The organism is Enterobacter sp. 4974935 (assembly GCF_058661735.1).
In genome coordinates this window covers 51,021-75,960 of sequence record NZ_JBZWGT010000001.1, presented here as the reverse complement: position 1 = coordinate 75,960, position 24,940 = coordinate 51,021, and the positions used below count along the sequence as shown (strand labels likewise).

The 24,940-nt window shown below is 49.0% G+C and carries 26 protein-coding genes and 4 pseudogenes; 17 read left to right on the top strand and 13 right to left on the bottom strand.

Going from position 1 to position 24,940, the window contains the following annotated elements; all coding sequences use genetic code 11:
* Positions 1 to 46 precede the first annotated feature (46 nt).
* Together AC4OVS_RS00440 and AC4OVS_RS00435 are read right to left on the bottom strand one after the other, a co-directional pair.
* Positions 47 to 343 carry a type II toxin-antitoxin system RelE/ParE family toxin gene (locus AC4OVS_RS00440; RefSeq protein ID WP_047345379.1) on the bottom strand — a complete coding sequence of 99 codons (297 nt, stop codon included), beginning with the start codon at positions 341 to 343 and terminating at the stop codon, positions 47 to 49.
* Complete coding sequence (locus AC4OVS_RS00435; RefSeq protein ID WP_491922101.1) at positions 330 to 590, bottom strand: type II toxin-antitoxin system ParD family antitoxin; 261 nt, start codon at positions 588 to 590, stop codon at positions 330 to 332. Before AC4OVS_RS00435 ends, AC4OVS_RS00440 begins: the two co-directional genes overlap by 14 nt.
* Positions 591 to 904: 314 nt before the next feature.
* Here AC4OVS_RS00435 and AC4OVS_RS00430 point away from each other — a divergent pair, with 314 nt between their 5' ends.
* The 3 genes from AC4OVS_RS00430 to AC4OVS_RS00420 are packed head-to-tail and all read left to right on the top strand — an operon-like array spanning position 905 to position 3,011.
* Positions 905 to 1,159 (top strand): hypothetical protein, encoded by a 255-nt coding sequence (locus tag AC4OVS_RS00430; protein ID WP_491922100.1) that lies wholly within the window; start codon positions 905 to 907, stop codon positions 1,157 to 1,159.
* Positions 1,156 to 2,376 carry a hypothetical protein gene (locus AC4OVS_RS00425; protein ID WP_491922099.1) on the top strand — a complete coding sequence of 407 codons (1,221 nt, stop codon included), beginning with the start codon at positions 1,156 to 1,158 and terminating at the stop codon, positions 2,374 to 2,376. The genes AC4OVS_RS00430 and AC4OVS_RS00425 overlap by 4 nt, the downstream gene beginning before the upstream one ends.
* Positions 2,373 to 3,011 (top strand): DUF6884 domain-containing protein, encoded by a 639-nt coding sequence (locus tag AC4OVS_RS00420; RefSeq protein WP_491922098.1) that lies wholly within the window; start codon positions 2,373 to 2,375, stop codon positions 3,009 to 3,011. Before AC4OVS_RS00425 ends, AC4OVS_RS00420 begins: the two co-directional genes overlap by 4 nt.
* Positions 3,012 to 3,092: 81 nt before the next feature.
* Here the strand turns inward: AC4OVS_RS00420 and AC4OVS_RS00415 are convergent, their stop codons facing one another.
* Complete coding sequence (locus AC4OVS_RS00415) at positions 3,093 to 3,290, bottom strand: hypothetical protein (protein ID WP_491922097.1); 198 nt, start codon at positions 3,288 to 3,290, stop codon at positions 3,093 to 3,095.
* A 199-nt stretch (positions 3,291 to 3,489) separates the two neighbouring features.
* On the opposite strand from AC4OVS_RS00415, the gene AC4OVS_RS00410 reads away from it, so the two are divergent.
* The 6 genes from AC4OVS_RS00410 to AC4OVS_RS00385 all read left to right on the top strand — a co-directional run bounded on the left by AC4OVS_RS00410 (position 3,490) and on the right by AC4OVS_RS00385 (position 6,797).
* Entirely contained in the window at positions 3,490 to 3,792 is a 303-nt protein-coding gene (locus AC4OVS_RS00410) for a type II toxin-antitoxin system HigB family toxin (protein WP_029403837.1), read from the top strand.
* 5 nt (positions 3,793 to 3,797) lie between these two features.
* A complete protein-coding gene (locus tag AC4OVS_RS00405; RefSeq protein ID WP_029403836.1) occupies positions 3,798 to 4,157 on the top strand; it encodes a helix-turn-helix domain-containing protein in 360 nt (119 codons plus the stop codon).
* A 59-nt stretch (positions 4,158 to 4,216) separates the two neighbouring features.
* Positions 4,217 to 4,711, top strand: coding sequence for a thermonuclease family protein (locus AC4OVS_RS00400; RefSeq protein ID WP_431638364.1), 495 nt, complete (start codon positions 4,217 to 4,219; stop codon positions 4,709 to 4,711).
* Positions 4,712 to 4,723: 12 nt separating this feature from the next.
* Positions 4,724 to 5,221, top strand: a complete 498-nt coding sequence (locus tag AC4OVS_RS00395) for a hypothetical protein (protein WP_167215260.1) — start codon at positions 4,724 to 4,726, stop codon at positions 5,219 to 5,221.
* A gap of 347 nt (positions 5,222 to 5,568) precedes the next feature.
* A complete protein-coding gene (locus AC4OVS_RS00390; protein ID WP_491922096.1) occupies positions 5,569 to 6,339 on the top strand; it encodes a TraX family protein in 771 nt (256 codons plus the stop codon).
* Positions 6,340 to 6,470: 131 nt separating this feature from the next.
* Entirely contained in the window at positions 6,471 to 6,797 is a 327-nt protein-coding gene (locus tag AC4OVS_RS00385) for a hypothetical protein (protein ID WP_491922095.1), read from the top strand.
* On the opposite strand, the gene AC4OVS_RS00380 is transcribed toward AC4OVS_RS00385, so the two are convergent.
* On the bottom strand, positions 6,772 to 7,578 hold the full coding sequence (locus tag AC4OVS_RS00380) for a DUF4225 domain-containing protein (protein ID WP_063617333.1): 807 nt from the start codon (positions 7,576 to 7,578) through the stop codon (positions 6,772 to 6,774). The genes AC4OVS_RS00385 and AC4OVS_RS00380 overlap by 26 nt on opposite strands.
* 426 nt (positions 7,579 to 8,004) lie before the next feature.
* Here AC4OVS_RS00380 and AC4OVS_RS00375 point away from each other — a divergent pair, with 426 nt between their 5' ends.
* Positions 8,005 to 9,000 carry an IS110 family RNA-guided transposase gene (locus AC4OVS_RS00375; protein WP_327751416.1) on the top strand — a complete coding sequence of 332 codons (996 nt, stop codon included), beginning with the start codon at positions 8,005 to 8,007 and terminating at the stop codon, positions 8,998 to 9,000.
* A 306-nt stretch (positions 9,001 to 9,306) separates the two neighbouring features.
* Here the strand turns inward: AC4OVS_RS00375 and AC4OVS_RS00370 are convergent, their stop codons facing one another.
* On the bottom strand, positions 9,307 to 10,158 hold the full coding sequence (locus tag AC4OVS_RS00370; RefSeq protein ID WP_045295616.1) for an MBL fold metallo-hydrolase: 852 nt from the start codon (positions 10,156 to 10,158) through the stop codon (positions 9,307 to 9,309).
* A gap of 665 nt (positions 10,159 to 10,823) precedes the next feature.
* Here AC4OVS_RS00370 and AC4OVS_RS00365 point away from each other — a divergent pair.
* The 4 genes and pseudogenes from AC4OVS_RS00365 to AC4OVS_RS00350 form a co-directional block, all read left to right on the top strand.
* On the top strand, positions 10,824 to 11,939 hold the full coding sequence (locus AC4OVS_RS00365; protein ID WP_491922094.1) for an MFS transporter: 1,116 nt from the start codon (positions 10,824 to 10,826) through the stop codon (positions 11,937 to 11,939).
* A 238-nt stretch (positions 11,940 to 12,177) separates the two neighbouring features.
* On the top strand, positions 12,178 to 12,957 hold the full coding sequence (locus tag AC4OVS_RS00360) for an MBL fold metallo-hydrolase (RefSeq protein WP_021571264.1): 780 nt from the start codon (positions 12,178 to 12,180) through the stop codon (positions 12,955 to 12,957).
* 124 nt (positions 12,958 to 13,081) lie between these two features.
* A complete protein-coding gene (locus AC4OVS_RS00355; RefSeq protein WP_021571263.1) occupies positions 13,082 to 14,062 on the top strand; it encodes a GlxA family transcriptional regulator in 981 nt (326 codons plus the stop codon).
* A 724-nt stretch (positions 14,063 to 14,786) separates the two neighbouring features.
* Positions 14,787 to 15,090, top strand: a pseudogene (locus AC4OVS_RS00350) (integrase core domain-containing protein); the annotation flags it as partial.
* Positions 15,091 to 15,225: 135 nt separating this feature from the next.
* Here the strand turns inward: AC4OVS_RS00350 and AC4OVS_RS00345 are convergent.
* Together AC4OVS_RS00345 and AC4OVS_RS00340 are read right to left on the bottom strand one after the other, a co-directional pair.
* Positions 15,226 to 17,937, bottom strand: a complete 2,712-nt coding sequence (locus AC4OVS_RS00345) for an autotransporter outer membrane beta-barrel domain-containing protein (RefSeq protein WP_491922093.1) — start codon at positions 17,935 to 17,937, stop codon at positions 15,226 to 15,228.
* Between the two features lie 120 nt (positions 17,938 to 18,057).
* On the bottom strand, positions 18,058 to 18,327 hold the full coding sequence (locus tag AC4OVS_RS00340; RefSeq protein ID WP_491922092.1) for a hypothetical protein: 270 nt from the start codon (positions 18,325 to 18,327) through the stop codon (positions 18,058 to 18,060).
* A 321-nt stretch (positions 18,328 to 18,648) separates the two neighbouring features.
* Between AC4OVS_RS00340 and AC4OVS_RS00335 the strand changes: the two are divergent.
* Positions 18,649 to 19,149, top strand: a pseudogene (locus tag AC4OVS_RS00335) (autotransporter outer membrane beta-barrel domain-containing protein); the annotation flags it as partial.
* 153 nt (positions 19,150 to 19,302) lie between these two features.
* Here the strand turns inward: AC4OVS_RS00335 and AC4OVS_RS00330 are convergent.
* The 4 genes from AC4OVS_RS00330 to AC4OVS_RS00315 form a co-directional block, all read right to left on the bottom strand.
* Positions 19,303 to 19,836 (bottom strand): helix-turn-helix transcriptional regulator, encoded by a 534-nt coding sequence (locus AC4OVS_RS00330; RefSeq protein WP_491922091.1) that lies wholly within the window; start codon positions 19,834 to 19,836, stop codon positions 19,303 to 19,305.
* A 161-nt stretch (positions 19,837 to 19,997) separates the two neighbouring features.
* Entirely contained in the window at positions 19,998 to 20,270 is a 273-nt protein-coding gene (locus AC4OVS_RS00325) for a DUF1187 family protein (RefSeq protein ID WP_491922090.1), read from the bottom strand.
* Positions 20,258 to 20,905, bottom strand: coding sequence for a helix-turn-helix transcriptional regulator (locus AC4OVS_RS00320; protein WP_491922089.1), 648 nt, complete (start codon positions 20,903 to 20,905; stop codon positions 20,258 to 20,260). The genes AC4OVS_RS00325 and AC4OVS_RS00320 overlap by 13 nt, the downstream gene beginning before the upstream one ends.
* Positions 20,906 to 21,310: 405 nt before the next feature.
* Positions 21,311 to 21,703 (bottom strand): hypothetical protein, encoded by a 393-nt coding sequence (locus AC4OVS_RS00315; protein ID WP_491922088.1) that lies wholly within the window; start codon positions 21,701 to 21,703, stop codon positions 21,311 to 21,313.
* A 492-nt stretch (positions 21,704 to 22,195) separates the two neighbouring features.
* On the opposite strand from AC4OVS_RS00315, the gene AC4OVS_RS00310 reads away from it, so the two are divergent.
* Both AC4OVS_RS00310 and AC4OVS_RS00305 read left to right on the top strand, forming a co-directional pair.
* Complete coding sequence (locus AC4OVS_RS00310; protein WP_491922087.1) at positions 22,196 to 22,624, top strand: winged helix-turn-helix domain-containing protein; 429 nt, start codon at positions 22,196 to 22,198, stop codon at positions 22,622 to 22,624.
* A gap of 327 nt (positions 22,625 to 22,951) precedes the next feature.
* Positions 22,952 to 23,431 (top strand): YqeJ family protein, encoded by a 480-nt coding sequence (locus AC4OVS_RS00305; RefSeq protein WP_491922086.1) that lies wholly within the window; start codon positions 22,952 to 22,954, stop codon positions 23,429 to 23,431.
* 75 nt (positions 23,432 to 23,506) lie between these two features.
* Here the strand turns inward: AC4OVS_RS00305 and AC4OVS_RS00300 are convergent.
* Both AC4OVS_RS00300 and AC4OVS_RS00295 read right to left on the bottom strand, forming a co-directional pair.
* A pseudogene (locus AC4OVS_RS00300) lies at positions 23,507 to 23,593 on the bottom strand (GAF domain-containing protein); the annotation flags it as partial.
* Positions 23,594 to 23,627: 34 nt separating this feature from the next.
* Positions 23,628 to 24,735, bottom strand: a pseudogene (locus tag AC4OVS_RS00295) (IS3 family transposase).
* Positions 24,736 to 24,940: the final 205 nt, after the last annotated feature.

The following is a 24,940-nucleotide window of genomic DNA, read 5'->3' as shown; positions in this document are numbered from 1 at the left end:
GGAAAAATCAAATAGAACGACGAACAGAATTTAATTTCTTGCCCGCTTATCTCCAGGGTTCATGCCGCGCCGTATCCTGAGACTGGCTGAGAATACGTATGACCGTAACCACCGAATGTGAGGACACAAAATAGATCATGTGCTGTTCCACCGGCAGCGAGCAGATATTGTCTCCCAGCTCCGCGCGATGCGTGCCTATGTCATGCATGGCCAGCACGTCAAAGACCGCTGCTATACGGCCGATATACGCATCCGCCTGAACAATCCCGAACTGTCGGAAGCTGTAGTCCCAGATTGCTTCCAGATCTTCTTCTGCTTTGGGTGTCAGCTCAATCTCTTTCATTTGCCACCCTGGCCCTGACATTATTCAGGAATGCATCCTTGTTCCATGGCTTCGCCTCGCCGCTGCTGAGTCCTTCGGCCAGGAGGTCGCGCAGTTGCTGAAGACGGGATTCAGCCTGCTTCTCACGCAGCAGCCGCAGCGCGTCACGCATGACTTCGCTCTGGGTACGGTAATCACCGGCCTTAACCAGGGAATCGATAAATTCACGCAGCTCATAACCCACGTCCACGGTCATCGTTCGGGCCATAACCCCTCCGTTTCATAATGTAAGATTTGTTCTTACATCATTATATCACCTTACTCCCCTGCTTCCATCTCCGGTATGTTCGCCAAAATACCCCGGCCGTGGTATGGAGATCCGACTTCGGGGGTTTTCGGATCTGCGCGGCGGGAAACAGCCGAGTGATATGATTATCAAGAGACAAGAATAAAATCATATAGAGTGTGATATTTGTCGTTAATCATGAAATCATATCTGATATGATATTTACAAATTAATAAATTAATCATACTGAGTATGATTTGATGCTTAACCGGACATTATCAGACGGAGCGTGCAGGATGGATAACGAAGTGACGTTTTCACTCAGCTATGAGCAGCTGACCCGGGAAGCAGAAGATGCGATTAAAAAATGCAATCTGAACCAGGACGGGATGGGTTATCCCCTGGAACTGGGTAAGGCTTCTGCCATTCTGAGTTTCTGGTATGGCCTGGCGCTGTGTGGTCAGCCAGACGCACGGGGAAGTGAGCGTGTGGAAGCCGACTGGCAGCGTCTCAGTGGCCTCGTTCATCAGCGTAAGGACGGTGGCGCGTGAAGAAGCAAAACGCACGTCGCCCTTCACCGCTGCAGCGGCGGGTGCTGATTGTGCTGGCCGCCCTCGGTGCGAAACGTCCGGGACCGGTGGCGACACGGGATATTGAGCGGGTGCTGGAGCAGGGCGGGGAGGCCCCGGTGTACGGGCCGAACCTCCGCGCCTCCTGCCGGCGCATGGAAGCCGCGGGCTGGCTGCGCACCCTGCGCGCCCCGAACATGCAACTGGCCGTTGAGCTGACGGACGCCGGCCGTGAGCTGGCCGCCCCGCTTCTCGCTGACGAACAGGCGCGCGTCCTGGCGGAACAGCGCGCAACGGCGGTCCGGGTTCTGCCCCTGGTCCCGCACAGCCAGACAGAGGAAGCTGACGACCGCCCGGTGGAGCTCGACGGTTGCTGGCACCTGGCGTGCCGGGGCGACTACGTTATCCGTCTTGACGGTACCACCTGCCTGCAGCTGTGGAGCGCGGACGGGCAGGTCACGCGCCTGGAAGGTGATCCCCTCCAGGTCGCCGCCTGGCTGCAGGCCTGCCACGATGCGGGGATTGCGGTCCGGGTGCAGATCAATGAGAGCGCCGCGCCGGAGGAGGGTTCACCGGACGGTACCGCGCCGGCGGACCTGACCGGCACCTGGTACCGCCAGCTGGACACCGCGCTGCAGGCGCTGGGGATCACCGGGCTGACTGAGGAAATTCGCCTGGCCGTGGTCAGTCCGGAAGCGTCCCTGCGGATGCTGCCGGCACCGGCGCGCCTGCTGCACGTTCTGCGCGAAAGCCCGGAGGCGTTCCCGCTCACGGCTGCCGGGTATCAGGAAGACACGCAGGCTGCGCTGGCTGACGTGCTGGCCCGCGCGGGGTTCACGGGCGACCAGGCGCAGGGGCTGCAGTGGAACCGCATCCGCTGGCCGCTGATGTGCCAGGAAGAAGCTGACCGGCGCGAACTGAACAGCCTGCTGGACGAACTGGAGCAGCGCCAGCTGTACTGCAACCGCGAACAGCTGACGGCGATTGTGTTTTCGCCGGTCCGCAAACCCGGCGAGCGCTGGACGGAACGTCTGCAGTGGCTCCTGATGACGGACGGATTCGGGTTCCGGAGTCCGCTCTCCCGTGACGCAGGCTCCAGGGCGCTGGCGATCCTGGCCGGTTACACGGGGCAGGAGGTGGCGGACCATCTGGCCACGGTTATCGTCTGGAACGACGACAGCGCGGGGATGCCGTCATGAGCACAGGCAACGTCAATCTCATCGTCACCTGCACGCGCCGTAAAACCGTGCCTGCAGGTGATGCGGTCTTTCCGGATGAACGTGACGTGGATAGAGCTTACGGGCTCTGGCTGGAAAGGCTGGAGCAGGCCCGTCGCGGATCGCCCTCCATGACCGCTGGCGAGCTGTATACGGGCCAGCACTGGAGCAGGGCAGCAGCAGCTGCGGCGCGGAACGGTGCCGAAATGTGGGTGATTTCAGCGGGTCTGGGGCTGCTGCACGTATCAGACCCGGTGGTCCCTTATGAAGCAACGTTCTCCTCGATGCCGTTCAGTCACAGCAGACTGTGGGAAAGCCTGACAGCTTGCCCGACTGCTGAACGACGGTATGCTTCCCTGAGGATGCTGATGCAGGCGAGGCCTGACGATCGGTTTGTGGTGGCCGCCTCTCCGGTGTACCTGCGTGCCGTTGAAGCAGACCTGCTCGCGGGGAGGAACGCGTTACGTGCGCCTGAACAGCTGCAGGTTGTCACCTCCAAAGGCTACCAGGGCGGCCTGAAGGACAGTGTCCGGTATACGAGCGCAGACATGATGAAAGAGCTGAATACCAACATGACCGGACTGAATGTCAGTTATGCCCTGCAGCTCATTGGCTGAGTGGATCTGCACACCAGAAAAGCAGATCAGGGAAGTTTCTTCAAAAGCCGCTTTCGCGGCTCTGCCTGTAACTGAAGAGTTCTACGGCGCGTTAATCGCCAGACGGTACATTTCGTGTATCGCAGCCGGACACCTGAGCGCCAGCTTTTGCTGGTCAAAAGCCTTTTTTCCCAGCAGTACATACCAGAATTCATAGAGCATTCTGGATGTCCGAGTACCATGCCGGCGGTAGTTCGCTCTGGCCTGTTCTGTAGCGGTAACGAGTTCGTTCAGCGTCATATGATAGTACCTCTTGTGGCCCAGGAGCATCCTGAGTCTTGCATACCCGATGCTTGTGTCACGACGCCAGTCAGGCAACAAAAAATCAGTACTGGCATACACCCGCCCTGACACTCTGGCATGTCTCTTCAGATAAATTAAAGTCCCGTAATGGGACAAAAAACTTGAGATAGTCCTAAAATGGGACTATCATCATGACATGAAGATAATCGCTATCAAGACACTGAGGGATTTCTGGACGGCGAATCCCGATGCAGAGCAGCCGCTAAAAGCCTGGGTAGATGAAGCCAGTAAAGCTGAATGGAAAACCCCGGCAGAAATCAAAGAACAATACCGCAGTGCCAGTATCCTTAAAAACAGGCGTGTGGTTTTTAATATTAAGGGAAATGACTACCGGTTAATTGTTGCGATTGCATACCAGCGAGGATGGATGTTTATCAAATTCATTGGTACGCATAAAGAATATGACAAAATAGATGCTGAAACTGTCAGCCTGGAGTAAACCCTATGCAGATTAAACCTATTAAAACTGAACAGGACTATGAAGCAGCTTTACGCGCCGTGGAGCCTATGTTTGATAATGAACCTCCTGCCGATACCCCGGAGGGAGACTTTTTTGAAATCATGTGTGTGTTGATTAATGAATACGAAAATAAACACTTTCCTATCGAAGCCCCGGACCCGATTGAAGCTATTAAGTTCAGGATGGAACAGCAGGGGCTGACGGTAAAAGATCTTGAGCCGGCAATTGGAAAATCGAACCGGGTCTATGAAGTGCTTAACCGCAAACGTAATCTGACGCTGCCCATGATCCGGAAATTACATTCAATGTTTGGCATTCCTTTAAAAAGCCTCGTTGGAGGATAAGCCGAGTTGAAATTTACATGCTTAATAACCGCAATGTATACAACCTGGGATAACGAATAATGAAACGGAAGTTCTGCTCACTGGTCCTGTTCGTTGTGGCGTTTTCGGCCAGTGCAGATATCAGCGGCCGGATTGTGCGCGTGCTGGACGGGGATACCGTTGAGATACTTGAGCCAGGAAACCGACTAACGCGCGTTCGCCTGGCTGGCATCGATGCGCCGGAAAAGAGTCAGCCCTTTGGCCAGCGTTCACGTCAGGAACTCTCATCGATGGTGGCTCAGCGGCCCGTAACCGTCACGGGAAGTGAAACGGATCGCTATGGACGCCTGCTGGGTACCATATGGCTTGGTATGACGGATGTAAATGCCGAACAGGTACGCAAAGGCCTGGCCTGGGCATACCGGTACCACGGAAACCCCGTCCGGCCAGGCTACGCTGTTCTGGAGGCCGAAGCCCGCCGTCAGTCAGTCGGACTCTGGTCAGAACCGGGTCAGACAGAGCCGTGGCGCTGGCGTAGTCTGCATCAGGATGAGCAAAAAACGAATAAAAATTAAGGTGATTATTGTATGACTTTCAAATTAACCGAAAGCAAACTGGAAATTCTTATCGATACGTTAAATGCCATTATATGCGGTGAAGTCAATATTACGCGTGAGCAGCGCGAAAATATGGTCAGGACGGTTGCAACCCTGGGTGGGTTAACAGAACGGCAGCGCCTCATCACAGCTGAAAAAGAAGCCAGAAAGCAGGTAAAAGAAGAAAAGGAAAAAAAACCACGCCTTCCGGATGAAGTTTTTCCGCGTTCCGGAAAACCGTGGGCACCGGAGGACTTGGACCTTATTCATTCGATTATTTCTGATATTCCGGATGACAGAATCGATGATCATATACTCTGGCTGTCGAAGAAACTTCAGCGGACCCCTTACGCCATCACCCTGAAGATTGTCAGTGAAGGCCGTATGAACGAGGAATGGGCTAAAGGGTGGAAGCCAGCCGCAAAATCTATTCGTGAAGATTTTGCTCTGGTCAAGGCAAAGGCATCAGCAAGTAATGCAAATAATTAATAAATTATCGTCATTCATTTACAATTGTCAATAATGTGACATGATTTATGGTGCTAATATAAAAATTTTATTGGGAATTTTCCTACTGCACTAAATATAATATTCACACGGCCGATAATAAGAGAGTAAGAAAGGGGGCGGTGTGAACGATTTTCATATTTTAAGTATTTGTATTCAGAATAAGGATGTGGCGGGCGCAATGCGTGTGCTGCGTGATAAATCAGAATTTGCGGTGCGCAAGATTCTGGAGAAACTTAAGGTCAGGGTCACAACGCAAACCGGCAGGGCATTCTGGCATTATGTTCAGGGCTGGCTGTTAACCGCGTGTCGCCAGGGGAATATACAGCATGAATCATTCAGTACCCAACGTTCTTCCCAGTATCCGGAACGCGTGCCAGTTCAGTCCCGCTGCACTCGATATGGTCAAGCTCCTCGCACTTCTGGCCATGATTATCGACCACACCAATACGGTGTTTCTGTCGCCAGCCTGGCCGATGATGTATGCGCTTGGCCGGATGGCCTTCCCCCTGTTCACGCTTATATGGGCGATGAACGTACAGCGCACCCCGGAACGACTGCAGAAGAGAGCCAATCGGTTGTGGATCTGGGCAATCATTACGCAGCCGGTGTTCAGCCTGGCCTTCCTTCATCACCAGCCCTGGTGGGCCCTGAACATTCTGTTCGTGTTTGCCGGCGTCACGCAGCTGCTTGCCCTGCAGTACCGGCACGGCCGGAAAGGAATGCTTGCCGGATATCTGATCCTGGCCCTAATGATTTGGCCACTGGAGCCAGCAAGCTACGGGCTGGCAGGAATTACGCTGGCCATCAGTATGGCAACCTTATCAGGAAGCAGCATACCCGGAGTGAAGCGACTGGCGGTCGCTGGCGTCGTGCTGTCACTGATTTGTTTAAACGGGTTGTCGCATATCCTGAACCTGCCCGCAGAAACATTATTACTGGCTACGCTGCCTACTCTGGTATTCCCCCTGGTGGTGGTTTCTTTCTGCAGGGAAATCTGTCCGGAAGGCCGCCAGCGTTTCATGCCGCGTAATTTCTTTTATTATGCTTACGCCGGCCACCTGGGGATTATTGGTCTGGTACAGTCTGCTTTTGGCTGACCTAGGATGACGTGATGGCTATCAGTGAGAAAGAGCTGATAGCCCGTAACCACCTGACAGGTTATCGGTCGGGCTTAACTGGTTATTAGCGCAGGGCATGTTAAACTTCCCGCAGGGAAAAGGAGAGAAGCATGAACCATGAAAGTGATCTGACGAACCACGGCTTCAGTGAAGAGGACATTGTCCGGCTGCGGGCCAGTTCAGCTAAAACGGGTACGGAGATGGATACCCTGCTGAACGATCTGGCAAACCGTTTTAAGGCCCTGATATGGGTGCTGTCAGTCATGTTCCTGATTTTTGTGGCCACACTTTTGGCTGGCTCGAGGATGCATGCCATTTCCTTTGGCGTGGCTATTCTTGTTCTTGGCACTCTGTTTACGATTACCATGCCTTTGAAGCTGGCCTATAAATCATGGCATTACCGCCGGAATCTCATTTCCCGGCGTCATCAGAAGTGATCAGATCGAAAACAACCTTAGCCTTTACCCCCCATCCCACAATTTTCATTGTCAGTTTACCCCGGGACATGGTGTCGATTTTCCGGTAAAAATCGGTGCTGATATAGTTAAACAGACGCCATGTTCCAGGTCTGGCCATTAATCCATAGACACTGTAGATATTGCCTGCAAGCGCGATCCCGTTGTATATCCCCAACCCTGTTGATCGTTCAAATCCCATGAATTTAGCGATGTTCATGGCACCATCACCAAACATACCCTGCGTGTCAGGTTCATTCAGGAACTGACGACCAACTTCACGGGTTATCGTGTTGGCCGAGTCGACAATCAGAATAGCCCCGGCAAGAACGCCAACGGGGGTCATTGAGGAAGTCAGCACGAAGCCAAATGCGCCCTGCATACCTGCCAGCACCACTTTAATTCCTGAGATGACATAACCGACCATCCGGTCTTCATCCCTGACGTATTTGATCTGGGCATATAGTTTCGCATAACCGGTCTGGAGCTGACGGCTCTGCTCAAGCAGACTGCTGTTTTCGGCCTGCAGGTTACGCAGGCAGGTCATGCACTCTTCGTCAGACTTTGCCCGCCGGGCACGCTCAAATTCGCCATTAATGACAGATTTAATTTCATCGATGAATTTGAGACGCGTCAATCCATCCCCCAGATGTCGGGCGCCAACAATATTAGCGGTATTGACGAGTTTGCGGGCCTCCAGATTAATCATGGTTTCTGCCCAGACTCGTGCCTGGCTCTTGTTTCCCGGAAGAATTATATCCATTTTACTCATCCTGATTGAAAATCACCCGTTTAAGCTTATCGCGCTCCCGGATTTAGGCAACCCTGCTTTAAAGGGTAAATGTATGCCGCGAAGCGGCATGGAGACGCCAGCCGGAGCTGAACCGGGTGATTCTGGTGAGGGGCGTCGTAACCGGCATCAGCCGTTACGGATTGATAGGTTCTGCCAATCCCATCCCTTTCCCTTGTATCTAACAGTTTGTGGTGATTAGCTACCACCACTGAAGCAGAGTGAGCCGCTCCCTTCCCTTAAGGTCAGAAAAGTCGGCACCGCTGAACCTTGATTTGCAGCATATGGCCCTCCGCTTCACCTTTCACGTCAGCACATCAGGTTGAACGGTTACCGGGAGCTCGACTCCGTATGTACAAGGCGAACAGGCGTGACGGTTTATGTGAGAGGAGTTTGACCATGTTTCCAGTCGGCATTGACGTAAGTAAAAACACCCTGGATCTTTGCATGCTTTATGACGGTATCAAAGGACGCATAAAAACCCGTAACATCCAAAATAACAGGCATTCAGTTGAAAATATTCTTCGCTGGCTCAGGCTTCAACACTGCGGTCCGGAAGATGTTCATGTGGTAATGGAAGCGACCGGTGTTTATCACGAACGGCTGGCCACTGAGTTACATGATGCCGGTTTCCGGGTTTCTCTGGCCAACCCTCACCGCAGTCGGGAGTTTGCACGTGGCATGGGAATCATGACAAAAACGGATAAGGTGGATGCGTATATGCTGGCCTGTTACGCATTCCTTAAGAAGCCACACCGCTGGGAGCCGCCGGCACCCGAAATCAGATATCTCGGCGCACTCCTGCGACGGCGGGATGTTCTGCTGGGTGATGCTCTGCGTGAGGAGAACAGGCTGGAAAAATACCTGTCGACAGACACACCTGCAGATATTATCAGTTCCTGCAGGCGTATGGCGCAGCTTCTGCGCGAGGAGGTAAGTAATATCGAGCGGCAGATTAAAGCTCATATCAAAGCCAGCCCTGCACTCAGGCGTGATTATACACTGCTGACCTCAATTAAATCGGTTGGTCCCCAACTGGGGATGCATATGCTGGTCGTGCTTCGCAGCCATAACTTTGTATCGGCTGAGCAGGCTGCAGCCTTTCTGGGCGTGGTGCCGATCGAGAAACGCTCAGGCACATCGGTCCGGAGCCGACCGCGGATGTCGAAAATCGGCCCTCCTCAGTTGAGAGCGAAGCTTTACATGTCCGCCCTGTGCGGAAAAATCTACAATAAGCGAATGCGTAATATTTACGATGAGATGTGTCTGCGGGGTAAACCTAAAATGGTGGCCATTGGTGCGCTGATGCGGAAACTGGTACACTGGTGTTATGGCGTCCTGAAGACCGGAACCGTTTTTAATGACGAAAGCCTGAAACAAGTACTGTCAACCTGACTGTACCAGGCTGGCATTAAACTCAAGGTAACGCTCACAGCAGTAAGTGAGCGCAGTCCGCTATGAGCGATAAGCGGACGCTATGTATCATTCAGGAATGTGCTAAACCTTAGCTACCGCTCTTAGGGAAGTTCTGATAGGTTTTCATTGTCACAAAAAAAGGCGTGCAATTATATTGTTCTTCATTGTGTTGTTTTTTTTCACTAATATGACGAATATAAGCCACAATCCCAGAATTTAAAAACAACAGTATATAGAGCCAGCTTGAGCAGGCTGGCTCTATAAAGTTCATGCTGTTATTAATAATTAAAGGTTTACGGTCTCGCCATCATTCGGAACAACTACACGGTCATCAATCTTGTTTTCTTTGATATAGGCACGCATATCTGCGCGGCTGACAGTTGTGTGGTTTACAGCATCCATATGCACCGTAATGATTTTTGCCTGCGGCAACATCTCATAGGCGTGACGGACATCTTTTGTGCCCATAATAATGCCTGCGTCAGGGAAATTCAGGTTGCGGGCATCACCGGTATTCAGCACTAACACATCCGGTTTGTATTTCACGATTGCCTTGTTCACGTCGGCATTCCAAAGGGTATCGCCGGCAACATAGACGGTTTTATGACCTTTTGCCGTGAAAACGACGCCCATGGCTTCGCCGAGGATCTCGCTGAGTGACGAGGCAAACATTTCGTCAGTACCGTGAGCACCGTGCGTTTTAACCACCGTAACATCGCCGAACTGCATTGTACCATTCAGGACTTTGACGTTTTTAAAACCCTGACTCCGGATTAATTTTGCATCATCTTCATGCTGGGCGATAATAAGAATATCTTTAGGCAACTTTTTCTGGGCTTCCGGATCCCAGTGGTCAAGGTGCGTATGGGTGACAATGATCCCTTCCACACCCTTATAGGTATCCTCAATGCTTACCGGCAGTTCAACGAGAGGGAATCGCAGCTGGCTGTTGTGTGTATTCTCAAAACCGGGATAAGCATCTTTTTTACCCAGCATTGGATCGATAAGAAATGTTTTACCCGCAATTTCTATTCTGCCGGTTGCATTGCGGATTTGCTGATAATGATCGGCGGCAAAAGCAGAGGACATTAATGTTGCACTCAGTACTACGGCAGCGAATAATTTATTCATGTTCATTCAGACTCCAGATAAGATATTGATACTACGATACAGTCCGCCATCAGCAGACATTTAAAAATATTAAGGGAAATAATTATGCCTGTATCTGATACCTGATTAGTTCCCGGCTGGCTTTAATTTCTCGTCAATCATAGGGGATACCCTTCTGATATGCCTGTGCCCACAGGGACAACTTTCGATGGTATCGGGTCATTGTTTATTTCGCAGGCGAAGAGTATGAAGAACCTGGCTCTGACCGGACCACCGGCCTGTAGGGCTTATCTCCCCCTGGCTTCACAATTTCTGTCCTGCTTCGCAGGGAATTTTCTGCACTGGCACGACAGGCGTTCGCAGGTGTACCTCCGGGCCTCGCTGCTGAATTGACCCGTTTTCATTGCTAATTGGCTGTGAGCCCTCTCACGTGTGTCCTGTCGTGCTCCGTATACTCCTTTCACCATGAGTGGGCGGATGAGCGGCAGCTTAACCTTGCCGTTATTTCCCTCTGCCCGGGACCCGGTCGGATGTTGTGTCATCTGGTTTCCTTCAGGCGGGTAAATGCCGGGCTGAGGCTCCCCGTCTGCTTAATTTCATTCCGGAGCTTCACTAACATGAGAAATATGCGTCAGCAGGTCCTGATACTTGCGGGATCACAGGCTATCTTTCAGTCGATATCGGTACTGATAATGACAATAGGCGGACTGGCGGGGGCCCTCCTGACGCCAAATCCTTCACTGGTGACGGTCCCCATTTCAATGGCAAGCCTGGGCACCGTACTGGTGATGTTTCCCGCCTCTTTATGGATGGATCGGGCAGGCAGAAAAACAGGATTCATTACCGGTACCCTGAGCGGGATTATGGCCGCCGTCATTTCCATGGTGGCCATGATCCAGGATTCATTCATCCTGCTGTGCCTGGGGATGTTTTTTCTGGGAATATACCAGGCCTTTGCGCAGTTTTTCCGTTTTGCTGCGGGTGAAGTTGCGCTGCCGGCATTCCGCACCCGGGCCATTTCGCTGGTTCTGGCTGGCGGTGTTGTTGCTGCCCTGTTAGGCCCGTTCCTGGCCAGCTACGGAAGCACACTGTTCAGCGTGACCTATATGGGGTCATTCCTCTTTATGGCCGTGCTGGCTTCGCTGGGGTTACTTCTGCTGTCGCGTTTACACATGCCTACACAGACCGCTGACCCGTCAGCACAGACCGGTCCCCGTCCGTGGTTCAGGATCATATCCCAGCCGTCTTATCTTGTGGCGCTTTTTTCCGGTGCTTCAGGGTTTGGCATTATGGTGCTGGGACTGACCGCCCCCCCCATTGCCATGAAACACTATGGGTTTGAACTCCCACAGATCGCTGTGGTTATCCAGCTTCACATTCTGGGGCGTTTCGTTCCCTCCTTTTTCACCGGAAGACTCATCGACCGGTTCGGTGTCACTACCATTATGCTGGCGGGGATCCTGCTCCTGCTTGCGTATATTGCGCTGGTGCTGTCCGGCGTCACGTGGGGATTTTTTGCCAGTGCGTTGATCCTGATGGGGATAGGCTGGAATTTTCTTTACGTCGGAGGGACCAGCCTGCTGGCAACGACCTACTCGGCAGCAGAAAAAGGCGTGGCTCAGGCGGCAAATGACATGAGTGTCTTTATCTTCAGTCTGATTTGTTCCCTGGGTGCCGGCCCACTGTTCAACGCATTTGGCTGGAAAACCATGCACCTCATCCTGGTTCCCTGGATCATCAGCCTGATTGCACCGGTGCTGTGGCTGATCTGGCATAAGAGGCGTGCGGTCAGACCGGCTCTGAAATAAGGACGCTGTCCCGCTGTTACCTGACGAGTCATTCCGCGTAAATGAAATTACTGCGCGACAGCTGATATCCTGCTGGCGCTGCTGACGGGCACAGGTTGACCTGATTTCATCGCCTAATGACCTGTGAGCGTGTCACGCCCACCGGGATCACCGTTTATAGTAATCCACCTGCCACCCCATGATCCGATCACCACGGGCGGGATGTGGCTTAAAATCTGATGAATCACTGGAGAGAGAAATGAAGTTAACGCAAGTCCGTAATGCCACCCTCATGCTGGAATACGCCGGAAAGAAATTCCTTATCGACCCGATGCTGGCAGAAAAAGACGCCTGGGATGGTTTTGCCGGAAATGCGCGTCCGCACCTCCGCAACCCTATGGTACCGCTGCCTGTGGCGGTTGAAACGCTGCTGAACGTTGATGCGGTGATCCTGACGCACACGCATACTGACCACTGGGACGAAGCGGCACAGAAGGCGGTGCCGAAAGACATGCTTATCTATACCCAGGACGAAAATGATGCTGCACTGATCCGCTCTCAGGGATTTGTTAATATCCGTGTACTGAAAGATGAAAACCATTTCGTAGATGGCCTGACAATTTACAAAACTGACGGCCAGCATGGCAGCAATGAACTCTACGCAGATACCGTCTGGGGGGAATTACTCGGCGATGCCTGCGGACTGGTATTCACGCACCACGATGAAAAAACGCTTTATATCGCAGGGGATACCGTCTGGGTGAAACCGTATGTAAAAAGCCTGCAGCGTTTCCGCCCGGACGTTGTGGTGCTGAATACCGGCTATGCGGTTAACGATCTTTACGGACCAATCATCATGGGTAAGGAGGACACGCTGCGCACCCTGGCGATGCTGCCTGAGACAACCATCGTTGCTTCGCACATGGAGGCGATTAACCACTGTCTGCTCACCCGCGCCGAGCTGCGTGAATTCACCCTTGAGCACGGCATTGAAAAACAGGTACGGATCCCGGCTGACGGAGAGATCCTCACGTTCTGATGGTCAGCATACTTCCGTCCCTGGAGATACTCCGGAACCGGCCACGGCTGCCATATAGCCGGTCCGTATGAACGTGTCAGCGACCGGAATTCCGGTCGCTGCAACTGACGAAAAGGTAAATACGATGTCTGCTTTGACAGTTGCCGTCATTGTCACTGACGGTTTCAGCCCGTTTCACTTTTCTGTACCCTGCATCATTTTCGGCGCCTCAATGCCGGAACCGGAGCTGTTCCGTGTCGAAATCTGTGCCCGGGAGCCGGGTATGGTGCAGTCTGATATCGGACTGTCCATCAACGTTGAGCATGGGCTGGAACGTCTTGATGCTGCCGATATTATCATCGTCCCTTACTGGCATAATCCTGATGAGAAACCAGACCAGGCACTGCTCGATAAGCTGATCAGCGCGTGGCAGCGTGGCGCACAGGTGGTGGGGCTATGCCTGGGTACCTACGTGCTGGCTTATACTGGGCTGCTCGACGGACACCGTGCTGCCACACACTGGGAGTATGAACAGGATTTCACAGCCCGCTTTCCTGACGTTCACCTGGACAGCAATTCGCTGTATACCCGCGACGAACGGCTGATTACCTCTGCCGGCACTGCTGCGGGTATCGACTGTTGTCTGAGTATTATCCGGGACCATTACGGTTCGGCCGTTGCCAACCGGGTGGCCCGGAGGATGGTCGTTCCGCCTTACCGGGAAGGTGGCCAGGCTCAGTTTATAGAACGTCCTGTCCCGGAAACAACACGGGACAACAAAATGAATGAATTAATGGATTATCTGCGTCGCAATCTGGACAAACCTCATGACCTGGATTCACTGGCCGGATTTGTCAGCATGAGCCGGAGAACGCTGACCCGTCATTTTCTGAAGGCCACCGGTACAACACTGGCAGACTGGATCAACGCGGAACGGCTTCAGCGAAGCCAGGAGCTGCTGGAGACGACCAGCCACAGTATTGAAAAGGTCGCCGAAATGGCCGGATTTCAGTCACCCGTTTCATTCCGTCAGAGTTTTAAGTCAAAATTCAGTGTGAGTCCCAGCGAATGGCGCCGCGCATTCCGGGGGCCTGATCTGGTTGACCGACAAAATGACCAGGCATGACAGCGAATATGGTATTTGAATCCTCACAGATACTGCACAGCAGATTTAGGGCACTCCCCTTCCGGACGCAGTGGTCCCCTCAGCCAGTCAACGATGTAAAATTTAGTTGTATGCGATCCACGGCAGGATGAAGGGTTTTTAAGCCGGCTCCTGCTACGGCATTAACAATTTTCCAGTACCGGTGTGTTTTGTTGTAAGAGCTGCCCCCATAGATGGGGTCAGTTTGGATATAGAGAATTATTGTACGGTAAGCCTTTTTTTGAACAGGCTTACCTATAGCGATAGGGTGTACTCCCACGCGATACGGCGTTTCGCGTGGATTTTGTCTAATCGGATAACCTAAATGCGAGACGGAATACGCGATAATTTAAAAGCGATAGCAACTGGCACTAAATCAATCCCTTACGGGTTAGATTGGTTAAATAATGCGCTAAACGTACAATAATTTCCGATCTCCAAACTGCCCCCCAAAGGAACGTACCAGAATTTATAGAGCATTCTGGATAACAACGTGGCACGCAGCCGGTAGTTAGCTCTGGCTTGTTCAGTTGCGGTGACGAATTCATTCAAAGTCGTGTCATTGTTCATCATATTTACCTTGACCAGGCCAGGGACATCCTGTGCCTTGTGCACTCAATCGTTCTATCTATTATTTTTCAGATCTCACAACTGAAAGTTTAAATATTTATGAAATTAAATATATTTTTAGTTACCGGAAAAATCAATCCAGTGGCTGACGGACAACGGTTCAGCTTATGTAGCGCATGAAACCTCGCTGGTTCGCGAGGGAACTGAATCTGGAGCCGTGCACAACAGCAGTGAGGAGTCCGCAGAGCAATGGTATGGCTGAACGGTTCGTAAAAACGATGAAAAGTGACTACATCACCTTCATGCCCAAACCGAATGTGCGAACGGCGTTGATAAACCTGGCGGCGGCGTTCGAGCATTACAATGAAAACCATCCGCACAGCGCCCTGGGATACCTCTCGCCGAGGGAATACCGGAGCCAACGGATAACGCTAACGTAGAGACAAAAGCTGTCTGGATATAGCGGGTCAAGATCAGTCAGTGTCAGTTCGATATATCAGGCGCGCTGCTCCGTTTTGGAAGTCGTCCTTACTTCTAGTCGTTAAACAACGCGCCTGTTACCTCATTACTCAGTATCAGAAATTGTATTTAATACCGATCGTTGCAGAACTATCGTTATACCCCTTATCTCCTATTTGCGTACCAACATTCCCCCACATATTGAGACGAGAAGTGATTTTACCTTCAACACCGACCTTAAGCTCACCAATGTTCCGGGCTCCAGCCTGACTAATTTTGACATCGTCCATTTTTACGTTAAAACTACGGGTATTGTGAAGCCAGTTCGCCTCGATGAACGGTTCGAAAGTACGCTGTTTTCCCTCGTCCATAGCATGGTGACTTTTAAGATAAGCCCGCATACCCAGGCGAGTTTGTACATTGCCGTCTCCTTCACTTATAACACGAGTTCCATTATCCTCATGATGTTCATCAGCTTTAACTCCCATCCAAATTGCCTGTGCTTGTGGCTGGATAAACCATTCGTTTAGAGTGCCTTTACTACCTGCAAACTCACCCATTTTTAGCGTATAACCTGTTTCCAGTGATGCAGTTAAACCTTTAGACTTATACGACTCGCTTGAAAGGCCCTGTCCATCCACGTGGTTGTTAAACCAACTATACTGAACCCAGCTATCCACATATAACCCCTGTTTACTCTCATCATTAGCAAACCAGGTTCCATAAGCACCAACACTATAACCATCGACGGAGCCTTTAGAACTGTATCCGGTCACTGAAGAACGTGTATTACTATGGTTGTTACCATAGCCAGCCATGAGCCCCATATGTCCACGATTTAGTCCGTCAGATGACCACTGGACTAGATCCCCACCAAGCTGTGCAACATAACTATTGCTCTGAGTATCTAACTGGCCACTGCTGTCACGCCACTGGCTATGTCTTCCAACTTGCCGTAACCATAAACTGGTAACTTTTTTCTCACCCGTAAGTGCATCGATATATTGGGTCTCACCAAGACGATCATGTAGAGTTGTGTTAAATAGATTGTTTGCAGCAGAAATGTTTTGCACATAACTTCCACCTTCTGGACGAACAGTCGGAGCGGGAGCAGGCGTCGGAGTTGGAACCGGAGTCGGATCGGGGTCCGGAGTTGGAGTTGGAGTTGGATCAGGGTCCGGAGTTGGAGTTGGAGTTGGATCAGGGTCCGGAGTTGGAGTCGGATCAGGGTCCGGAGTTGGAGTCGGATCAGGGTCCGGAGTTGGAGTCGGATCAGGGTCCGGAGTTGGAGTCGGATCAGGGTCCGGAGTTGGAGTCGGGTCATTTTTCCAACTAGACAGGTACCAGTTACCTTCATTACTTCCAGCCCCTCTGGCCAGTTGATACTCATATGCACCTGCGACAATACGGCCTTGCTGAGTGAAGGTTCCATCTGATGCACCATCAACATGGATTAATTCAATACCATTGATAGTCAGGTCACCTATCCCCCCCACGTTATTAACAACGACCCCAGTATCACCGGACGTATCGCCCTCTACGATAAGTTTATCTGTTTTGGAATCATCCCCACCTAAAACGGTATTAAAACGAAGTATTCCGCCATTGCCATTATAATTATCATGCACAGTCAGCACGTTTCCTACATTATCAGCTTGTGACAATGCTACTGTGCCAGAATTTTTCAACGTATAAGTATCAGAGTCAGCCGTAACATACCAGCTACTTGTGCTATCAATACTGATATCCGTGACATGCTGAGCCGCCCCATACCATGAGCTGGATGAATTGACAGCGATAGTAAGAATAGCACCAGAATCTGCAACATCGTTAACAGCATCCCCGGTGGCATTCGTGTTATCATTGAGGGAAACATCTAACTCGCTGTTATAAACCTGATTATCCGGGTCGTCACTATCCGGGTCGTCACTACCCACGCCAATATAAGCAAGGTTTTTAGATTTTACTGTTGAGTTATGTAACTCCACATAACTAATTAAAGGATAATAAAGCGTCTTGCTGCCTGAAGTTGCAAAAGCATTGCCACTGATGTCAATACTGGAGTTATAAGAGTAAAAAGCAATGGGATTATCACCCATCTCGTAATTACCGTATAAATTACCGATAACAACGCCATCGCCCTCACTACTTTTTAGGCTGGTGTCATATATAGAGAGTTTACCCAGGGTTACGGCTGCGGCAACCTTTTTTCCATCGATAACTGAATTATTAAATGTGACGGTTGGATAAACAACGCCATCAATACCGACACGGGCCTCAGCCATGCTTACGGCTGTAGTTTCAGACGAGACAGTCGAGTCATTCACTAAACCGTTCGCAGAATTCATTTTCATCTCGCCAGTGAAAGTGGACTCACTGATATTTAGTTCATCTCCTGAGTAATCCAGGGCGACCCCATTGCCGCTGTTTGCGGCAATAGTTGAACCGGAAATGTTTAGGTTTTCTTTTCCTGAATAAACAACAGCGTTTGAATTTGTTGCAGTGATTTTTGAATCTGTTATATCAAATGGGGACTTATCGCTAATTTGAATAAACCCCTCACTATTTGTGAGATTAAATGTGTAATCTTCGCCCTGAATTGAATGAACGCCATCACTGCCGGTAAAGATAAGAGGACTCGAAATATCCTCACCTCTGACAGAGGCAGTGTTTCCTGCTACGATAAGTAATATCGGAGTTACGAGATTGCGGCAGCCCTCTGACATTGAGCTTCTGGCTCTTCCTCGCCCTAACTCCGATAAGCGCCCCTTCCATACTGCGCGACAGATATTATTATATTCACTTTTAAATCTTAATCTTTTCTTCATGTTCTGTTCTCTCCACTCAAATACATTCCAACTCATTAAATATCATAGCTTTTAATTTAACGAATCTACTTATGATACAAAGCCCACCCGCATTTAATATTATTATTGACAAATAAATTTTCAGATATGTGCACCATTTCCCCATAAGTATGTATTCCCACTATGTGAAGGTGCCATATTTAATGCTGCGACTGAACCAGCAACAACATCACTCCGAACGTTATCGGAATCAGCAACAGTAACCGTATCACCCGCCAGAATATTATTATTTGCTGTATTTACTGGAGATGTGTAATCCGCAGCGTAAGTCGCCTGTCCTAAAAATGGTATTGCTGCGGCAATTACCAGACTTAAAGTGCATCGATTAAACGGCTTGTAAGCTTTCATCATAAACTCTCTTCTGATAGTGGAATCGACTTAAACTTGTTCAAGTTTAATATTTACAAAAATATAATTAAATGTAGATACATACGCAAAAATGTTTCAAAAGGTTACGTTGCATTTTAAGCTTTACCATATAAAGAGAAAGCCAACAGTAACCTAATGTGATTATATGCACCTTTAATAACAATGAGTTACTGCTTGCCGAGCCTCAAAACTGGTAATTTATTACATATAGTACACATTACGTATTAGAAAATATTATATACGTTTGTAATGCAACTTAATACTTTTAGATGAAATAATGAACCAATATGCAAACAAAGCTGTGAGTCTTACCGCTCCCGAGGGGTGACTGCATCGCTTGAAACGGGTTATACTTTCAGGATGGGGGATTTTAACGGTAGCCACGGTACACTGAATCAGTGGTATATCCAGCCCCAGGCACAGGCGACCTGGATGGGCGTCAAAGCTGATGATCACCGAGAAGGTAACGGCACACGGGTCAGCAGTGACGGGGACGGAAATGTACAAACCCGTCTGGGCCTGAGGACATTCCTGAAAAGCCATCATGCAATGGATGAAGGGAAAGAACGTGAATTTGAACCCTTTATTGAGGCGAGCTGGTTACATAACACCCGTAATTTCAGCACCACGATGGATGGTGCTCGTATCACACAAGCCGGGGCCCGGAATATTGGTGAGGTTAAGGTCGGGGTTGAGGGTCAAATCACTCCGCACACAAATTTGTGGGGTAATATCGGCGCGCAGATGGGTGATAAGGGGTATAACAACACTAGTGCAACGATCGGGGTTAAGTACAATTTCTGATGTATAGCTGAACCGGGGGCACTCCCCGGTTTATTCTCCAGCATACAGGCGAATCACCATAAACCCCCACATTCCATACTAAATATCCTTTCTAAGCATTCATTTGAAAGTTAAATAAAGTCAGATACGATTAATGCAGTATTAATAGCCACACTACTTAACTGTAAGTAGTGCTTCTTTGTATTTCCGTAGTAAGGATAGAGTCCTGTAAAGCTCCAGTTGAGATCCAATTCCCAGTTTTACCATTGCGCTCCTTTTATGATTACTGATTGTTTTAATACTCTGGCCCATCATCAGGCTACACTCATCAGGTGTCACACCGCAGGCAAGAATACGAATGACATTAACCTCCATATCCGTTAACTTAAACATATGGCCGGTATCCTGAAGGAAATTCTTCCTGCTGCGGGATAGTGATCCCACACGGGCAATAATCTGTTCTACCGGCATCCCCATACAAATATTTTCACCATACTTTACTTCAGTTGAGAAAAACTCTCTCCACCCACGATTGAATGGTCTTGGCGTAATGTAAATAATAAATCCATCAAAGTCAGCCGCCTTTAGCGCGTCGCTATAGGTTGTATCTATAAAAATTAGTCTGCTGGTAAAGCTATTCTCAAAAGAATGGTTAATGATATATGACAATCCAAGTTTTAAGTATAAATTCTCACTAATGATACGCATAACAGAACTCACGATAGATAATTATCTTATTTCCATAGATGTTTTAGGCCATTTAAGAACGATTTTATAGAACAGATAAGGCCCTACTATTTCACGCAGTAAAGGGACTTAGCCCCTTACAGAGCACGCATCACCTCGTTGCGTTACGATATCTTGCATGTCTAGGTCACCTTCGTGCCTTGGCTTGATGCTTTGTTCTCTGTCTCATCCACTCGCCATTTTAATAATGTCTGCTGAATAACCCTCACACCATCATCAACTCTTTCACAAGAAAACTCCGTCAGCGTTATCCTAAATCCGTTATGTCTTCCAGCTTCTTTATCCCTCGACAACATATTTTCACATTGAGCCTGCGTTAACCTGCGGGAGGAATAATATGTCCACGATACAGGCGCTCCTCCTGATTTGTTGATGACAGCTGTTATACGGTACATTCGTTCATGCCCTCGTATTGCTGTTCGTTATCATTGTGCTCAAGCCCAGGAAAACCCAGTAGATCCAGGTTACGCTCGTGCATAAATTGTAAGAATGCCGGTTGTCTGAGTCCCGTCTTGGTCAGGATATTCTGGCGATGTGTGTACAGGGTCTTGACAGGTTTCCCCGTCAACCGGGAAACCATATGCATGCGCAGGCCAGAAACAAAATATGGCAGTAAACGATACTCGGTCTGCGTCAGGCCGATGTCTTCGATACGTTCTCCCGGAAATTCCGGACGCAGGAATATCCCTGAGAGGGCATGATGAAGCGCGGTTAAGTCCTGTTTCTGGGCCAGAACCCTGTCTCCCAGACTTACTTTCGGGAATATCCGCCCGGTTATATTCAGGGTCAGCCAGACCAGGGTGGCATCCGGTCTTTGCGCCCTGAGTTCGTTTAGGGTTGACCACTTACCCCGTAGAATTATACGACTGTCAACAATTACAAGAACACGACCGGCATCATTAATAATTTGTGGTAAACTGGCAGTACTGAAACATAGCGGCAGGCAAACCATCTCCTGCATCAAAGCCGCAAGTCCCACATACAGCCAGTTGTTATCTGTCAGGATAACAATCAATAGTTCACTGTTCATGCATCGTGCTCTTTTTTGGTTGAGACTCCTGAAGTGATGACATCAGCGTGAATGAGTAAGGAAACTGTATATTATGTTCAAATTTATTATAAAAATAAGTATACAGCCGTCCCACTGCAGGAAAATCTGATAAATACATATACTGCTCCATAAACTCTGCAACTGAGGGGCGTTACACACCGTGATGATGTGAAATATATTGAGAGTAAGTAAGCTATCGCATACAATGATGTTATTGCACGGTCATGGGCTTACTGGTATATTTGTGTGTCGTGGTCCCCTCCAGAGTTGTAGTTTAGGTGCCAGCTGTGCTGCTTTCCGTACTAGCAGCGTAGGTTTAGATATTATCCATGCCAGGATAAATAAAGAAGTTAACTGGCTAAACGGAAGCTTAATGGAATATAATTAGTACCTTGAGTACAATTCCGTAATCTGATAAGGGCCAACAATTACACCTTTTGCACGCTGTTGTGTGATAAAATCTTCAGGAAGACCAACACTGGTTAACCGGGATTTTAGTTCATTCAGGATGTACCACAATTTTTGATTCGTCGAATATGCATATATACTGTCCATGACTTCTGCAAGGATTTCATCCTTAGAAAATGATCTACGAGATTTACTTTTGGATAGAAGATAAGAAAGTATATTCATGCCCGCATCAGACAGGGCAACAGCAATATATCCCACAACGCTTCTTTTTTTATCAAAGTGAAACCTGATAATCTGTTTCATTTCTATCAGTACATAAAATTCATTCAGAACTATATAGGCATATGGCCTTTCATCAGTAAGCATGACGCTTCACCTCCGACGCGTTAACTTATTTGTCTACTATTCTAAAGATATGTCAGCATGTCGCAACTCGGACGTCATCTGATATATTTGTAAATGAAATGTTTTTATTTGGTGTGATTATCTTCAAATATGCTATAGCCAAGAACTTTAATCTGGAACTTCGCAATCAACCCACTGACAGCAGGTGATTAGCATACCTGTTCAAATCAACAGACCATGCTCAAATCGAACTAAAAATGACTCAGTTTTTCTGTTGCCATAAGAATACTTCCTGAGAATACATGAAGTAAACAATTATCGCCTTACTTAAGAACCTGGCTGCAGTGATGAGTTTTCTAGGAATTTTGTCTATAAAAAACAATTTGTTATGCGACCCTATTGATCTTAAGTTCATACCTTAACTGAGTTATGCAAAGGTCACTGGCGATTAAATTCCGATCAGACTATAGTTAAAGTGTTTTCTTAATATTAAAAGAGGAACATTAAAGCCACATGCGTGATAGCAATGAAAATGTTATGTACTTGTTGAATTCTGTTGTGGAATTTCACCCAGCAGAAGGGACATTAACCTCCCGCATGAATGGATGTGTAGTAACGCTTCACGCCCCTTCTTCCCATTGTTTGGCTAAACTTATTGACGAACGCTCGAACATCGTCAGTCAGGAAGAGCTCATCCTGGCAGGATGGCCTGAAACCAGTGATAAGGTTTCCCCGAATACCTTTTACCAGATGGTCTTTAATCTTCGTCAGGGTCTTGAAAAGGTCGGCGGAGAGGAAATTATCGTAACCGTTCCACGTCGGGGGCTCAAAATAAAGCCTGAAACTACAGTTAAAACAGTCGATACCCGGAGAGAAAAACCTCCAGAAGAAAAGGAAAATACAGAAAAAATACCTTTTTTTTTACTTACGCTGCCCCCTTAAAAAAAGGATGCAAATTCTTCCTGATCGTGCTTACATTCATTTCACTGTCAATATCGGGTATATTGTACACATCAATTCCAGACTTGAATTTCATTGATGATTATGACGAAATTCAGTACAAGATGTGCACGGTTAACTTCAATGGCGCTATTGATAAGACAATTGTGGAGAAGTTATTATCAAAATCCTCAACCGACTGTTCCCTCCCAAAACGCATTATATTAACGCAAAGCAACAATCACTCCCGGCTATCTGTTATCTCATGCCCTGCCGGCACCTTAAATACAAAAGCTTGCTCTCTCTCATTATATGTTCAGCGAGTATCTCATGAGTAAATTATTTCCAGTCGTTTTGTTTACGATCTCTTTACTTATCCTCACTATAACAGCTATGGCAGTCCAAAATGGTAACAAAACAAATAGTGATATCTCCTGCCTTGCCGTCCAATCCACGACTCATGGCGGTTTTTCATTTCACGGTGAGTTCGATTTTCTATTCAGTAACAAGAAAGGAAGAGTCAGGGTCAACGGCAGCACAGTTCTTTCCGGAAAAGTAAGCATCGTGAGCCGCCAGATATTTTTTACCTATACCCATTACCAGAGTGATTTTGTGCTCAAAAGCCAACAGGTACAACTGATGAACAACGGTGACGCCACAATAGCTAACAGTGATTTTAGTCATCATTTTCCGGCATTTTTTTCGCAGGAAGAAAAACAGCTGTCGATGACCATCCGTCAGGATCGCTCCGGAAATTTTGTCATGTTCTTTGCAGATGTTCCTGTATTTTATTGTGAGCCAAAATATTAAACTCTGTACATACCCGCATAAAATTTCTGCCGGTGGTCGCCCTGTAGGAGAATGCAGTACGTGGGGTCTGAGGGCCAGGCGCTCAAAGCGCTCATCATCACGGTTATCAAGAAGACCGGTAATGTACAGGGATTTCAGCCTCTGTTCTTTATTATCCGGAATAACGGTGACCTGCCCCCAGGATTAGATACAAGGCTCAGTTAGTAATGTCGGATACTTCACTCTCAGAATTATCTTTTCTCCAGAGCGCTGTAAATTCAGACGGCGTCTGATAATTCAGCGTGGAGTGCGGGCGACATTCGTTATAATCCTGACGCCATTCACTGATGGTTTTCCTAGCATGATTGACGTCGCTGAACCAGTGTTCATTCAGGCATTCATCGCGAAAGCGTCCGTTAAAACTCTCAATAAATCCGTTCTGTGTCGGCTTGCCGGGCTGGATAAGTCGCAGCTCCACACCATGCTCAAAGGCCCACTGATCGAGTGCGCGGCAGGTAAACTCCGGGCCCTGATCGGTTCTTATCGTAGCCGGATAGCCGCAAAACAGTGCAATGCTCTCCAGAATACGCGTGACCTGCACGCCTGAAATCCCCAAGGCAACAGTGACCGTCAGGCATTCCTTTGTGAAGTCATTGACGCAGGTAAGGCACTTTATCGTGCGACCAGTAGCCAGCGCATCCATGACGAAATCCATCGACCAGGCCATGTTGGGCGCCGCCGGACGGAGCAGAGGCAGACGTTCTGTTGCCAGCCATTTACGACGACGTCTGCGTTTAACGCCCAGCCCGTTCAGATGATAAAGGCGGTACACGCGCTTGTGATTAACCTGAAGCCCTTCACGGCGCAGTAACTGCCATATGCGGTGGTAGCCAAAACGCCAGCGCTCCAGATGCGCCCTGATAAATGTGCATCAGCTGCCGGACGCTGGGCCTTGTAGCGGCAGGTCGACAGGGACAAACCTGTGAGTCAGCAGGCACGACGTTACGACAGACCGGTCGCATCACACATCAACACCACGGCTTCGCGCTTCTGGTCTGTCGTCAGTACTTTCGCCCAAGAGCCACCTGAGGCGCCTCCTTATCCAGCATGGCCTCGGCGAGCAGCTTCTTGAGTCTTGCGTTCTCTTCCTCAAGCGACTTCAGGCGCTTAACCTCAGGCACCTCCATGCCGCCATACTTCTTACGCCAGGTATTAAACGTGGCGTCGGAAATGGCGTGCTTACGGCAGAGCTCACGGGCAGAAACTCCGGCTTCAGCCTCGCGGAGAATACTGATGATCTGTTCGTCGGAAAAACGCTTCTTCATGGGGATGTCCTCATGTGGCTTATGAAGACATTACTAACATCGCGGTGTATTAATCAACGGGGAGCAGTTCACCGTATAGCGTGGGAGTAGACCCCATTGCGATAGGTAAGACTGTTCAAAAAACAGGCTTATCGTACAATAATTCTCTATATCTAAACTGCCTCCTAAGCAACACAAGGATAGTTCCTTAAAATCATCGCCTACT